Annotated in this window: 13 protein-coding genes; 10 read left to right on the top strand and 3 right to left on the bottom strand. The window is 41.9% G+C overall.

Features of this window, described 5'->3' with window-relative positions:
- The 3 genes from J4E76_RS16100 to J4E76_RS16110 form a co-directional block, all read right to left on the bottom strand.
- Nucleotides 1-362 (bottom strand): hypothetical protein (locus J4E76_RS16100; protein ID WP_208505824.1); only part of this gene is annotated, 362 nt, incomplete at its 3' end.
- Nucleotides 363-563: 201 nt separating this feature from the next.
- The gene (locus J4E76_RS16105) at nucleotides 564-1,448 is read right to left on the bottom strand and encodes a LysM peptidoglycan-binding domain-containing protein (RefSeq protein WP_208505825.1); all 885 of its coding nucleotides are present in this window, start codon (nucleotides 1,446-1,448) and stop codon (nucleotides 564-566) included.
- Entirely contained in the window at nucleotides 1,438-2,205 is a 768-nt protein-coding gene (locus tag J4E76_RS16110; RefSeq protein ID WP_208505826.1) for a DUF4905 domain-containing protein, read from the bottom strand. Before J4E76_RS16110 ends, J4E76_RS16105 begins: the two co-directional genes overlap by 11 nt.
- A gap of 52 nt (nucleotides 2,206-2,257) precedes the next feature.
- Between J4E76_RS16110 and J4E76_RS16115 the strand changes: the two genes are divergently transcribed.
- The 10 genes from J4E76_RS16115 to J4E76_RS16160 all read left to right on the top strand — a co-directional run bounded on the left by J4E76_RS16115 (nucleotide 2,258) and on the right by J4E76_RS16160 (nucleotide 12,169).
- A complete protein-coding gene (locus J4E76_RS16115) occupies nucleotides 2,258-3,637 on the top strand; it encodes a nodulation protein NfeD (RefSeq protein WP_370592817.1) in 1,380 nt (459 codons plus the stop codon).
- Nucleotides 3,637-4,893 (top strand): aminotransferase class I/II-fold pyridoxal phosphate-dependent enzyme, encoded by a 1,257-nt coding sequence (locus tag J4E76_RS16120; protein WP_208505827.1) that lies wholly within the window; start codon nucleotides 3,637-3,639, stop codon nucleotides 4,891-4,893. The genes J4E76_RS16115 and J4E76_RS16120 overlap by 1 nt, the downstream gene beginning before the upstream one ends.
- The gene (locus tag J4E76_RS16125; protein WP_208505828.1) at nucleotides 4,893-5,264 is read left to right on the top strand and encodes a cyanoglobin; all 372 of its coding nucleotides are present in this window, start codon (nucleotides 4,893-4,895) and stop codon (nucleotides 5,262-5,264) included. The genes J4E76_RS16120 and J4E76_RS16125 overlap by 1 nt, the downstream gene beginning before the upstream one ends.
- Before the next feature lie 23 nt (nucleotides 5,265-5,287).
- Nucleotides 5,288-6,031 (top strand): 1-acyl-sn-glycerol-3-phosphate acyltransferase, encoded by a 744-nt coding sequence (locus J4E76_RS16130; RefSeq protein WP_208505829.1) that lies wholly within the window; start codon nucleotides 5,288-5,290, stop codon nucleotides 6,029-6,031.
- Nucleotides 6,021-6,317 carry an Asp-tRNA(Asn)/Glu-tRNA(Gln) amidotransferase subunit GatC gene (gene gatC / locus J4E76_RS16135; protein ID WP_208505830.1) on the top strand — a complete coding sequence of 99 codons (297 nt, stop codon included), beginning with the start codon at nucleotides 6,021-6,023 and terminating at the stop codon, nucleotides 6,315-6,317. The genes J4E76_RS16130 and gatC overlap by 11 nt, the downstream gene beginning before the upstream one ends.
- Before the next feature lie 31 nt (nucleotides 6,318-6,348).
- The gene (locus J4E76_RS16140) at nucleotides 6,349-8,907 is read left to right on the top strand and encodes a hypothetical protein (protein ID WP_208505831.1); all 2,559 of its coding nucleotides are present in this window, start codon (nucleotides 6,349-6,351) and stop codon (nucleotides 8,905-8,907) included.
- A 164-nt stretch (nucleotides 8,908-9,071) separates the two neighbouring features.
- Nucleotides 9,072-9,806 carry an ABC transporter ATP-binding protein gene (locus J4E76_RS16145; protein WP_208505832.1) on the top strand — a complete coding sequence of 245 codons (735 nt, stop codon included), beginning with the start codon at nucleotides 9,072-9,074 and terminating at the stop codon, nucleotides 9,804-9,806.
- 2 nt (nucleotides 9,807-9,808) lie between these two features.
- Entirely contained in the window at nucleotides 9,809-10,366 is a 558-nt protein-coding gene (locus tag J4E76_RS16150) for a cob(I)yrinic acid a,c-diamide adenosyltransferase (protein WP_208505833.1), read from the top strand.
- A 192-nt stretch (nucleotides 10,367-10,558) separates the two neighbouring features.
- A complete protein-coding gene (locus J4E76_RS16155; RefSeq protein WP_208505834.1) occupies nucleotides 10,559-11,623 on the top strand; it encodes a branched-chain amino acid aminotransferase in 1,065 nt (354 codons plus the stop codon).
- Between the two features lie 39 nt (nucleotides 11,624-11,662).
- Nucleotides 11,663-12,169: a hypothetical protein gene (locus tag J4E76_RS16160; RefSeq protein WP_208505835.1), complete on the top strand. Its 507-nt coding sequence runs from the start codon at nucleotides 11,663-11,665 to the stop codon at nucleotides 12,167-12,169.
- Nucleotides 12,170-12,253: the final 84 nt, after the last annotated feature.

Below are 12,253 nucleotides of genomic sequence, written 5' to 3' on the forward strand. Positions count from 1 at the left end.
TTGCCATGAACGTGATTTGTGCTACTCACCTCAGTGCCTTGATCATCGAATAAGGCTAGTCTATGGTATTGTCCATAACCTTCAGAACCATACGTCTTAACCTCTATCTCAACCGCTCCACTTGATGGAGCAATAAACTTAAACCATACGTTAGCATTGGGATCAGTAGACCAATTCGAGGGTCGAACACCATCTCCAGTGGCATCGATTGTGGTAAACTCAGCATTTACAGAGCGATATTCTCCATTGGAATCAAAAGTGATCAGATGAGCATTTACTTTATTGTCATTCGAAGGGGCCTGAAATGCTTTCAAACTAAAGGTGGTAAAAAGAATACAGGCGATGAATAAGCAACCTTTCATTTGTATGATTATTTAATGATATTATATATATAAATATACTCTTCATTTATTAAATCAGCAATGATTTAACACTAATCTACTCTAATTAAGTAATCACAGAGTCTGTATATCTATTTCACCTGATTTATAAAAGAATATTGATTACAACGACTCTCTTTCGATGACTAGAGTCTAAAGTAATTCGTAATCAAAATGAGTCATTTACTGAAAGTAGCTCAGCTCAACTCTGAAGCGTTTATCAATGGCCTTTAGATGATCATATGCCTTTTGATTGAGCTTGATGATCACCTTCTCATCAGTTACACTAGGCATGGCCCCAACAACCCTCACATAGACCGTGAGGTCATTCATTAAGTTTTTGACTTTGATCACAGTGCCCACTTTTGCCGTTCTATGTAGCGCGAAAAATTTGGTAGTAGGCTCTTCTTCATCAATCACTTCTGCTAAACCCTCCACCTTAAAAGGCTGCAACTTGGTGCCTCCATAGTCCTCAGGCTCTGGAGTTGCAACTGTTTCGGTTTTTGTAGTATCTACCACAACCACGGGTATCGGCTCAGTATCAGATGCTGTATTCACCGTAACAGGCACTACTACTTTTGCTGTCTCATTATCAGGTGTTGCGTCAACTTCACTTTGAACTTTCACCAATAACTCCTGCCCTAGAGAAAGCGAATTGGAGGAGAGGTTGTTCCAAGTTTTCAAATCCGTGATACTGACGTTATACTGTTTGGCTATCGCAAAGAGTGTTTCACCCGGAGCAACTTGGTGTGTCGCAGTGTTAGTGACAGTCAGTTTTAGTTCCTTCTTTTCAGTAGGTAGAGTACCCCCGAAAGGTATTTTTAGCGTTTGCCCTACTTGAAGACCATTAGATAATTCTGGATTGGCCTGATTGATTTCTGTGACTGTCGTTTGATACCTTTTGGCCAATGAAAAGAGTGTCTGCTTGGTCAATACTTTGTGTACCACAAACACTTGGTCACCTTTTTTCTCAATACCCAAAGAGTCGGTTTGGGCGAAACCCGTGGATGTTATCAAGAGAAAAATTACAAATACTCCGAAATACTTCTTCATATGCTTAAAAGCCATAGATCATTAAATTTCGCTTACCCCCAACAAATATAAGGTCTTGCTTAACTATAAAAAACGTGCCAGTTGCCAAGCCCTTCAATCCTCGATCTAAGGATTGATTCAACAGCAAGTCACCTTCCAAACTAAATACGAACAAATCAAGGTTATAGCCTCCGTCCTCCTTACTATTTACGGTAACTGCAAAATGATCCTTCCATTCGAGGTAGTCGCAACTCCCCTCTAATGTGAGGTTTTGCCTTTCTTTCAAAAATCTAGAGATAGTGGCGAAGTGAGGACTCTCACTATCATACTGGATCGGATAAGATGCTTCCGAAAGCGTAGGACTTTCTGAAACCTTATTAGATTCATTTGTCTCTTGGCCAGTCCGAATATCGATACTAAGCTGTGATTCTGGAGCTTCCATTGATGCTAATGTCAACACATCCGACCTCACATTAAACAACTTCACACCATCAACTGACCAGATGGCCTCCAGGCTTTCTGTATCAAAACCAAATACCGATCTGGCTTCAATATTCTGTGTATCATCATAGGTCTGGAAGACTACTATGCCATTAGTAAAATGATAAACACTAATCCACCAAGACTCTTCAAAACTGATCTCCTTCCAAAGAAATTTTTTAGTGACCAGATTAAATAGGGAAAAGCTAACAGTCAATTTTTCACTGTCGCGAGTGGTTATCAAGAGCTGATCGCCATGAGAAAGCACTTCCCATATATCAGCATCGAAGCCATGTGAAAAATCGTGTTGCAACTGTTTTGACAAGTCCTTTATTCGTAATTTGAAGCAAAAATAAGCTATTCAAGTGAGGATCAAAGGAATTAGAAACGTAGTCAGAGGAATTGTCTTAAGCAGTATTTTATTACTGGCCGTGGTCGCATTGGCCTCAGAGCAATCCAAATACCAAGAGGGCACCCTGAAAGTTTTCTTGATGGAAATACGCGATGACATTGACCCTAGGATGAACCGCTATGTAGACTTGGCGCTAGACCAAGCTACGGATGTCGGTGCCGACATTGTGCTTATTGACATGGACACCTATGGTGGCGCTGTCAATGATGCCAACGATATCCGGACGAGAATACTTGAATATGAGAAACCCGTGTGGGTCTATATTAATAACGATGCTGCCTCTGCAGGGGCATTAATCTCTATTGCCTGTGACAGCATTTATATGGTGCCTGGTGCTAACATTGGTGCTGCCACAGTAGTCAATGGTGCAGATGGCACGCAGGCTCCTGACAAGTACCAATCATATATGCGGTCCATTATGCGATCAACGGCAGAAGAGAATAATAGAGATCCACTGATTGCCGAAGGTATGGTCGATGACCGAGTGGAGATTGAAGGTGTAACAGAATCGGGTAAAATCATCACTTTCACTACTTCTGAGGCGATTGCTAATGGCTATTGTGAAAGAGAAGTGGCCAGTATTCAAGACATTCTGGAGAAGAATAATATTGTCGATTACGAATTGATCCGATATGAACTATCTGGTACGGAAAAGGTCATCTCCTTTTTCCTGAATCCTTTTGTCAGTGGTCTGTTGATTCTTGTAATCACCGCTGGAATCTTTTTTGAATTACAGACACCTGGAGTTGGCTTTCCCCTTGCGGCAGCTGGGATTGCACTGGTACTTTATCTGGTACCTTATTACCTCAATGGCTTAGCAGCCAACTGGGAGATTGCCGTTTTCTTTATTGGTTTTGCATTAATCGCGCTCGAGGTCTTTGTAATTCCTGGCTTTGGGGTGGCAGGCGTTGCGGGCATCATCTGTACCGTTGGCGCACTGATATTCATTATGCTCGGCAATGATAACTTCAACTTTGACAACGTACCTGTCGGTGAGATATCAACCGCGGCAGGAGTGGTCGGGGCGGGTGTAGTCGGCTCTATTGTCGTACTCTTTGTGTTTGGCTATCGGTTTACAAAATCAAAAATGTTCGATCGGGTTGCGCTTACTTCTAGCCAAGAAAAGGCGGATGGTTATGTCGCCACTTTCCATACTCAGGACCTTGTGGGTAGGCAAGGAACCGCAAATACTATTCTCCGACCCAGTGGTAGAATAGACATAGATGGAGAAATCTATGATGCCTATACTCGTGGAGAATATGTAGAAGCAGGCGAAAAAGTTGTTGTGATTAGTCAGGAAGGCAGCTCGCTGAAAGTCAGAGCCATCAAATAATGGATAAAAAAAATAGAGCAAAGTTTAGTGCCGAAAGCCTCGTAGTAGCTGACGGACACGATCCTATGGGGGTTTTAAACTCGTTGAAAAATCCGATTTTTCAGACCTCCACCTTTATGTTCAATACTGCCGAGGAGGGCAAAGCCTTTTTCGATCAATACAAAGGAGCGGATACGCTGGAAGAAAGAAACAGTAGCCTGATCTATACTCGGCTAAACCACCCCAACCTCACGGCTGCGGAATTTCGCTTGGCACAGCTCGATGGTGCTGAAGATGCAGCCTTCTTTGAAAGCGGCATGGCAGCCATCTCTACCACCATCATGACCTTCTGCAAGGCGGGTGACTTGATCCTGATGTCATCGCCACTTTATGGTGGTACCGATACCTTTATCAAGCGTACGCTCAATCACTATGATGTGGAGTGGATCGAGTTCGACTCGGAAAGTACGCAAGAAGACATCGAACAAAAGGTACTCAAGCACCCTAGAGCTGAGCAGCTCAAAATGATCTATGTGGAAACCCCAGCCAATCCAACATTATCGCTTACTGACATTGGGATGATCGCTAATCTCCGTGAAGATTTACGAACTAATGGAATAGAAGCTGTTATTGCGATTGACAATACTTATTTAGGACCCATCTTTCAGAAGCCGATCTCTCAAGGTGCAGACCTAAACCTCTACTCTGCTACCAAATATATTGGTGGCCATAGTGATGTGATTGCAGGTGCTTGCTCGGGCAGAGAAGACCTGATTCAGGCTATCAAAGGCCTAAGGACTACGCTTGGCTGTATGGCTTCTCCTTTTACTTCCTGGTTAGTAACCAGAAGCCTTGAGACAGTAGCGCTCCGCATGGAAAAGCAGGCTTCGAATGCCGAAAAACTTGCCGACTTTTTGAAAGGCCATTCCAAAGTGGAAAAAGTCTACTTCTTAGGACATTTAGAAGAAGGTACTGCACAACATGCCATCTACCAGAAGCAGCAGAACTCTGCCGGTGCCATGATGGCTTTTGAAGTGACGGGACTAGAAACGGAGGCTTTTAAGTTTTTGAACAGCTTGGAGCTCGCTAAGCTAGCCGTCTCCCTAGGAAGCACTGAAACTCTGGCTTCTCATCCTTATACCATGAGCAGTTCCAATATGAATGAGGAAGATCGGATTAAGAACAACATTACCGAAAGCCTGATTAGAATCTCTGTAGGTATTGAAAATCCTGATGACCTTATTTCGGACTTCGACCAGGCCCTGAATCAAATCTGATGGCTGAAACTCCCACCCTTTATGAGCGAATCGGTGAAGACAACATTCTTCAATTGGTAGATGATTTTTACGAAGGTGTTGAAGGTGATGAATTGATTCGAAAAATGTACCCCGAAGATCTTCTACCGGCTAAGAACAGGCTGAAGCTCTTTTTTATTCAGGCATTGGGAGGTCATCAGACCTATACTGATGAACGTGGGCACCCTATGCTTAGACGCAGACACTTTCAATGGAAGATTGGCCAAGATGAAGCTACGCACTGGCTACAGCATATGCACAATGCACTAGAGAAAGCCACTTTTGCTGAAAAAGAGAAAGATGAGTTTTGGGATTATGTGTACAAGGCTGCACTGCATATGATTAATAAATAGACTTGCTATATTCGCTGCCGTAAATGAAAAGGAGACTACTACTAATTTATTCTGTCTACGGGCTCATAGTTTTCGCCTTAGTATTCATTATTCTCCTTCCGTTTTTCTTACTAGCGATCTTCATTAAGCCTCTAGAAAAAATGGCTGCTACGCTCAACTACATTTGGGCCAGGGTCTTCTTTTTCTTCCTATTCTTAAACCGCACCAAAATTACTTTTGACCAAAAGCTTGATAGAAAACAACGCTATATTTTCTGCGCAAACCATACCTCATACTTAGACATTCCAACCATCGGTTTGATCGGTCATAACTTTAAATTTATCGGCAAAGCCTCGCTCAAAAAAGTACCCCTCTGGGGCTACATGTATAACAAGCTTCACATCTTAGTAGATCGTAAAAGCATGCGGAGCAAACACAATACATGGTTGAATGCTAAGGAAGCCATTGCTAGAGGGTTTGGTATCGTATTCTTCCCCGAGGGTGGAATTCTTTCAAAAGAGCCACCAAAAATGGTAGCTTTTAAAGAGGGCAGTTTCCGCATAGCGGTAGAAGAACAAATCCCAATCGTCCCCATCACAATTCCGTACAATCACATACTTTTGCCTGACGTCATGCCATTGACCATGCATCCAGGCAAGGTGCGAGTACATGTTCATGCACCCATTTGGCCGGAAGGTCAAAGTGACGAGGCAGTAAAAGCGCTTAAGCAAAAGGTGCGTAGCACAATGGAAGCTCAGATGGATAAATTCTATAACGATGAAGGTTGATAAGGAAAGCTTAGCCAAGGTGGCACATCTCGCCAGATTGAACATCAAACCTGAGCAGGAAGAGAAACTTCAAAAAGACATGACAGAGATTTTGGCTTGGGTTGACAAGCTAAAGGAACTAGATACGGACGGAGTAGAACCATTGACGCACATGACAAATGAAGTGAATGCATTACGTTCCGATATAGCCGAAAAGACCATCAGTACAGCTTCTGGATTAAAAAATGCTCCAGAGCATAACGATCAGTTCTTCAAAGTACCGAATGTAATGAAACGTAATTCATAGCTTTACATTAGTCTTACAACAATTCAACTCATTGAACAAACAAGTAATCAGTTCCTTTAAAATCCTCGGTTATACTTTAACTGCTGCTTGTTTTGTACTCTTTATCTACGCCTTGGTTGTTGGAGACAATCTGGCACTACCCTGGGAAATAGAAACCACCTTCAAGACGAGGCCTTTACTTCTTGAGTATTTTCAACTCAATGGTCAAGCCGCAGGCCTTTACATCGATCAGATCATCAGTTGGCAGAAATACGCCACTGGTGACATCGCCTATCTAGAGTGGCCGGAGACTGCCCTATTCATCGTTTTCTACTTGTCTCTGATCACTATTACGACCCTGGTCAGCTACTTTGACCGATTCTCCTATTTCATGGTATCAGGTGTGGTTGTCTTTAGTTTGATTCAATTGAGGCTAGAAGAACTCGGTATATCAGATCCCTACCTCACCTATGGTGCTATTGGAGGCTACTTTGTGCTCACCTATCTTTTTCAAAGCTTCTATCCACAAACCAAGCTTTGGGTGCGTCTAACGGCCAGTCTAGTACTCTATGGTAGCCTGATCGCCATTATTATGTTGCTCACAAATGCAGCCGACCCTCAGTTACTTAATATTTCTTATGGTGTTTTGAGTCCCATTATCTTTAGTACCATCTTTATCGTTTTCGTTGCTGGAGATAATATTTTCAGCCTTTTTAAACTTACCACACAAGGATCTTCCAATGGTAAAAATAGCCTGAAGCACTTCGCGATTATCGGAAGTATCTATGTACTCCTTGCGATTCTTCTTTTTCTACAAAGAACGGGTTATACCGAAATCGACATTTACTTTCTAAACCCGTATGTGTTGCTGGTCTTCTCAGTCATCTCCGGTTTCTTCAGCCTTGAAAAAAAATTGGAGGGTATGGAAAGCAATGTTGATCTCAAACTCATTCGATACTGGCTCTACCCGGTTGGTGCGAGTCTTTTATTTTGCTTGATAGCCTGGGCTCATTTAACGGTCAATGACTCCATTGTCAATGCTATTGAATGGGTAATCATCATCAGTCACATGACCTTTGGTCTGGCCTTTTTTGCTTATGCCCTGATTAACTTCATTCCTCCATTGCTATCAAACCTCGAGGTCTGGCCAGTATTCTTTAAGGGACTGCTCGCCCCCATTTTAATGGTTCGGCTATTCGCTTTTGTGCTCTTTTTGGGTGGTATCTTTTACTTAGAAAATAGACCATACTATCAAGTCAAAGCAGGTCAGTATTCCATGTTGGCCTCTCTAGCGAAGAAAATAGATAACGAACTATTAACCGACCAGTACTATAAGCAGAGCGTATACTTCGACTTCTATAACTTCAAGGCAAACTATTCTCTCACTAGAATTGCCGAAGGTCAACGTGAGCTTAATGAGGTACCAAGTCAGTTAAACAGCATACTGGAGGCTTCGACAAACCCGAAAGCCAGAATTGCTTATGCAAATTACTATGCCGATCGTGACCTCCTTTACCGCGAGTTAACTTCTCTAATGAATACGCCTGAGACACTGTCCAGTGGTCAGGTTAAAAACAACTTAGGTCTATCCCATTATCGATATAGTAATTACGATTCTGCCTACAGATATTTTGCCGGAAACAACGGTAAGTCTTCTTTGGTAAGCGAGGCCAATCTGGCGGCATTGAACTATGACCTTGCGGCCGATGTGAATTTTGACACTACCGTAACATACAATCACACGGACAATATCCATGTGATGATCAATCGTCAGGCACTTGCCAATGCCCAGGAAACTGACATACCGTTTGACTTAGTGCTTAACAAGGACACTTTGTTACTGAGAGAAGACTTATTCTATCTCTACAATGCTGCCCTGAATCAGTCTACTCAACAGGGATCAGAAATTCTGAATACCATCGACTACTACCTAAGTAGCGATAAAAATGGCATCTATTCTAGCTTTCTCTTAATTGCCAAGGCAATGGCTTTGTATAATAGTGGAGCGATCAATCATGCCTTTAAGACGATAGAGACTACTATATCTTCAAATCAAGGATCAGCAGGTTTCCCTTATTTTGTCAAAGCCATTTGGGCTTTTCACCAGGGGCAGGTCGAACTCACCATTGAAAGCCTTGACAGAGCACAAAAGAACGGCTACAGTGAACCACAGGTGAAGGAATTTATCGATGCCATAAAAAGTCTAACCAACTACACTGAGAAAGCTGACATTAGCGGATTACTAACAGCATTAGAGAATGAAAAGGCGGATTTAAACAACATCGAATATATCGAACGCCTGAAATCCATTGCACTGACTAACGCTTTCGATGAAGAAACCACATTAAAATCAATAGACCTTCTTGGCAACAGTGAAGTAGCAGAGAGCGAGATTTATGATTTGCTACTTGAGACTGTGACTGTGAATGCCAACTCCTCTAAGCTTTTGGAGGAGTATATCTACCAATGCGCCAAAACAGGCCTCAGCAACTTCGGAAGAACAGCTTTGTCAAGAATTAAGGGCATGGTAGACGCCACCGTTCATAATGAGGTCTCACTTAAGTTTAATAAACTAATGGATGCCAGAAGACAAGAGTTGCTCAATCGTTAGTCATGGTTTAATGGCTCAATGCGCCTATAATCCGTTAGGTTACCCGTTTACGTAAAGAGGTTTTAAACACTGTCTTCTTTTTGATTCTTTTGAAGTATTAAACCTTTTGCATAATTATTTAGTAGTGTATTAAACTTTTAGTCAATTACTGACGTCAAACGAGTATGAGCAAAACTGTAATTCAAACATCAGATATCTCAAAGATCTATCAAATGGGTAGTGAAACCATTAGAGCTTTGAAATCCGTGAGCATTAATATCAATCAAGGGGAGTACGTTTCTTTCATGGGACCTTCAGGTTCTGGTAAGTCTACACTCATGAACATGATTGGATGTTTAGATACGCCTTCTGGTGGACAATATATCCTGAACGGAAATGATGTGAGTGACATGACTGAAAATGAACTCGCTGAAATCAGAAATAAAGAAATTGGCTTCGTTTTCCAGACATTTAACCTACTACCAAGAGCCTCTTCTTTAGAGAATGTGGCGCTCCCTCTGATTTATGCAGGCTATAGCAAGTCAGAACGCGAAGAGAAAGCATTAGCAGCACTTACAGGTGTGGGGCTAGGCGATAGAGCTCACCACAAACCTAATGAGCTTTCAGGGGGACAGAGACAAAGAGTTGCTATTGCAAGAGCACTTGTGAACGATCCGTCCATTATTCTCGCGGATGAGCCAACAGGAAACCTAGATTCTAAGACTTCATATGACATCATGGAGCTATTTGCGGAACTTCATGACAAAGGGAATACCATTATTATGGTAACGCACGAAGATGATATTGCTCAATATTCTCACAGAATTGTAAGGTTAAGAGATGGTCTTGTCGAGAAGGACGATATCAATGAAAACCCTACCAAGGTGAACCCTATGAGATTACAAAGCGAAGAAGTTTAAGTTTGAAGATATATACAAAAACAGGAGATTCAGGCACCACCTCATTATTGGGTGGTGCTCGTGTTTCTAAGGCACACATCAGAATTGAAGCCTATGGAACCGTTGATGAGCTAAACAGCTACATAGGTCTGCTCCGTGATCAAGAGGTAAACGCCAGTCGAAAAGACTTGCTCAAAAATATTCAGGATCGACTATTTACGCTTGGAGCTGAACTGGCTACTGAACCTGGCAAAGACAAGGTAGTAAAACCCGATCTTTTCGAAGAAGATGTTGTCCAGCTTGAAGAAGCAATGGATCAGATGGACAGTGAACTTCCTGCCCTGACCAATTTCATTTTACCCGGAGGCCACCAGTCAGTTTCCTTTGCTCATATAGCAAGATGTGTTTGTAGAAGAACAGAAAGGCTCGTCATTAGTCTAAATGAACTTGAACCCATTGACGGGCTAGTCGTTAGATACCTTAATAGACTTTCTGACTACTTATTCGTGTTAGGCCGCAAAATGGCCCAAGACTTAAAGGCAGAAGAAGTACTTTGGGAACCAAGAAAGTCGAAAAAGTGAATTCCATAAATAATTGGGTTCGATAATTTTCTGACGAAACATTCCATTCCTAAAAAGCACATTCTCCTTAATATTATTTGGTCCTTAAGGATCATAAGTAGTTGAATACTAATATTTTACATTCTTGACAACGTTTGCAATTTGAGCGTTTTCGGTGTACCTTTGCATTCCAAAATTTAATAAACTGAATACATGATAGATACTCAGACCATTCGCATTCAACAGACTAATGAATCACGTGTAGACGAATTAGATGAAAGCAATATTCCATTCGGTCAACTTTACTCTGACCATATGTTTATTGCCGACTATAAAGATGGCGAGTGGCATGATCTCAGAATTGAGCCCTATCAAAACATTTCTGTAAGCCCAGCCAATAGTGCTTTACATTACGGTATTACAATTTTCGAAGGGCTGAAAGCCTACAGAAACCCTCAAGGTGAAGTGATGATTTTCAGGCCTGAGGCCAATGCAAAACGATTGAATGTTTCTGCTGAAAGAATGTGTATTCCTGAGGTACCGGAAGCACTCTTTATGGAAGCACTCACAGAGCTGATAAAGTTAGACAGTAGTTGGGTGCCTTCATCTCCAGATACGTCTCTTTACATTAGGCCATTTGTCTTTGGAACAGATGAATACATCGGAATTAGACCTTCCCAAAACTTCCGTTTTATGATCATTACCTGTCCTGTTGGTGCTTATTACTCACAGCCGGTCAATGTGAAAATCGAAACTAAATTCTCAAGAGCATTTGAAGGTGGAACTGGCTTTGCTAAGGCTGGCGGTAATTACGCGGCAAGCTTATACCCTGCAAAACTAGCACAAGAAAAAGGCTTTCATCAGTTGATCTGGACTGACGGAAAAACACACGAGTATATAGAAGAGTCAGGTACTATGAATGTCATGTTCGTGGTAGATGGTACCCTAATCACTGCTCCTACCTCAGGCACCATATTGAATGGAATCACACGAAATAGTGTACTGACCATTGCTAATGACTGGGGCATGACTGTCGAAGAAAGACCAATTGCGGTTAAAGAGATTATTTCAGCTGCCAGAGAAGGAAGAATTCAAGAAGCATTTGGTGTTGGAACTGCCGCCACCATTGCACCGATCGCTAAAATTGGTTTTGAAGACGAAGTATTCGAAATCAATCACCCAGCACAAGGAGAGTTTTCAGGGAAAATCCTGAAAGAACTTAATGATATCCGAACTGGAGTTATTGAGGATAGATATGGTTGGACTTACAAAGTTTAACATTACTTAACGAAGATTTTAATTTACTTAGCGGCTCATATGAATTTGAAAAAACTGTTTTTCGTTCTGGGGCTGCTTTTTTGTTTTCAAACAGTATCGGCTCAAGCTTACATGGTACTTCGGAAGAAGGGAACTACCCGTAGATATGAGTATCGTGTCGGCAACTATCTGATTTATAAGCAAAAAGGAGAGCTAGATTTTTTCACAGATCGTATTACCCAGTTTGCCGATAGTACAATAGTCTTGGAGAACAACATCATCACACTTGATCAGATAGAAGTGGTGAATGTTTCTAATGCCTTTTCTAACCGATCTCCCCTGCTCAGAAGTGCTGAAGACGTATTACCAGTGGCTGGTTATGGCCTATTAGCCATTGACTTATTTAACAATAGCGTTATTGAAGGAAATCCTTTCACATTCGATACAGGTACCACAGCCACAAGTGCGGCATTGGTGTTAACAGGTTATAGCCTAAGGTGGATGAGGCGTAAAAAGGTAGACCTTACCAACCCAAAATTCGAGGCATTCATTATAGGATCCTTTTAGTCTATTAGGCCCCAATTTCTTTCAAACATAGGTTCTCTCAGACCTTGAAATATCCGGCCCATTTCGCCACCTTTGCATCTTCAA

It is taken from the genome of Roseivirga sp. E12, assembly GCF_017592825.1.
In the GTDB taxonomy this organism is placed as follows: Bacteria; Bacteroidota; Bacteroidia; order Cytophagales; family Cyclobacteriaceae; genus Roseivirga.

Bases quoted from the DNA above. Each gene is read 5' to 3' on its own strand.
- J4E76_RS16105 (WP_208505825.1), bottom strand. From the start codon at position 1,448: ATGGCTTTTAAGCATATGAAGAAGTATTTCGGAGTATTTGTAATTTTT.
- J4E76_RS16120 (WP_208505827.1), top strand. From the start codon at position 3,637: ATGGATAAAAAAAATAGAGCAAAGTTTAGTGCCGAAAGCCTCGTAGTA.
- J4E76_RS16125 (WP_208505828.1), top strand. From the start codon at position 4,893: ATGGCTGAAACTCCCACCCTTTATGAGCGAATCGGTGAAGACAACATT.
- J4E76_RS16130 (WP_208505829.1), top strand. From the start codon at position 5,288: ATGAAAAGGAGACTACTACTAATTTATTCTGTCTACGGGCTCATAGTT.
- gatC (WP_208505830.1), top strand. From the start codon at position 6,021: ATGAAGGTTGATAAGGAAAGCTTAGCCAAGGTGGCACATCTCGCCAGA.
- J4E76_RS16145 (WP_208505832.1), top strand. From the start codon at position 9,072: ATGAGCAAAACTGTAATTCAAACATCAGATATCTCAAAGATCTATCAA.
- J4E76_RS16155 (WP_208505834.1), top strand. From the start codon at position 10,559: ATGATAGATACTCAGACCATTCGCATTCAACAGACTAATGAATCACGT.
- J4E76_RS16160 (WP_208505835.1), top strand. From the start codon at position 11,663: ATGAATTTGAAAAAACTGTTTTTCGTTCTGGGGCTGCTTTTTTGTTTT.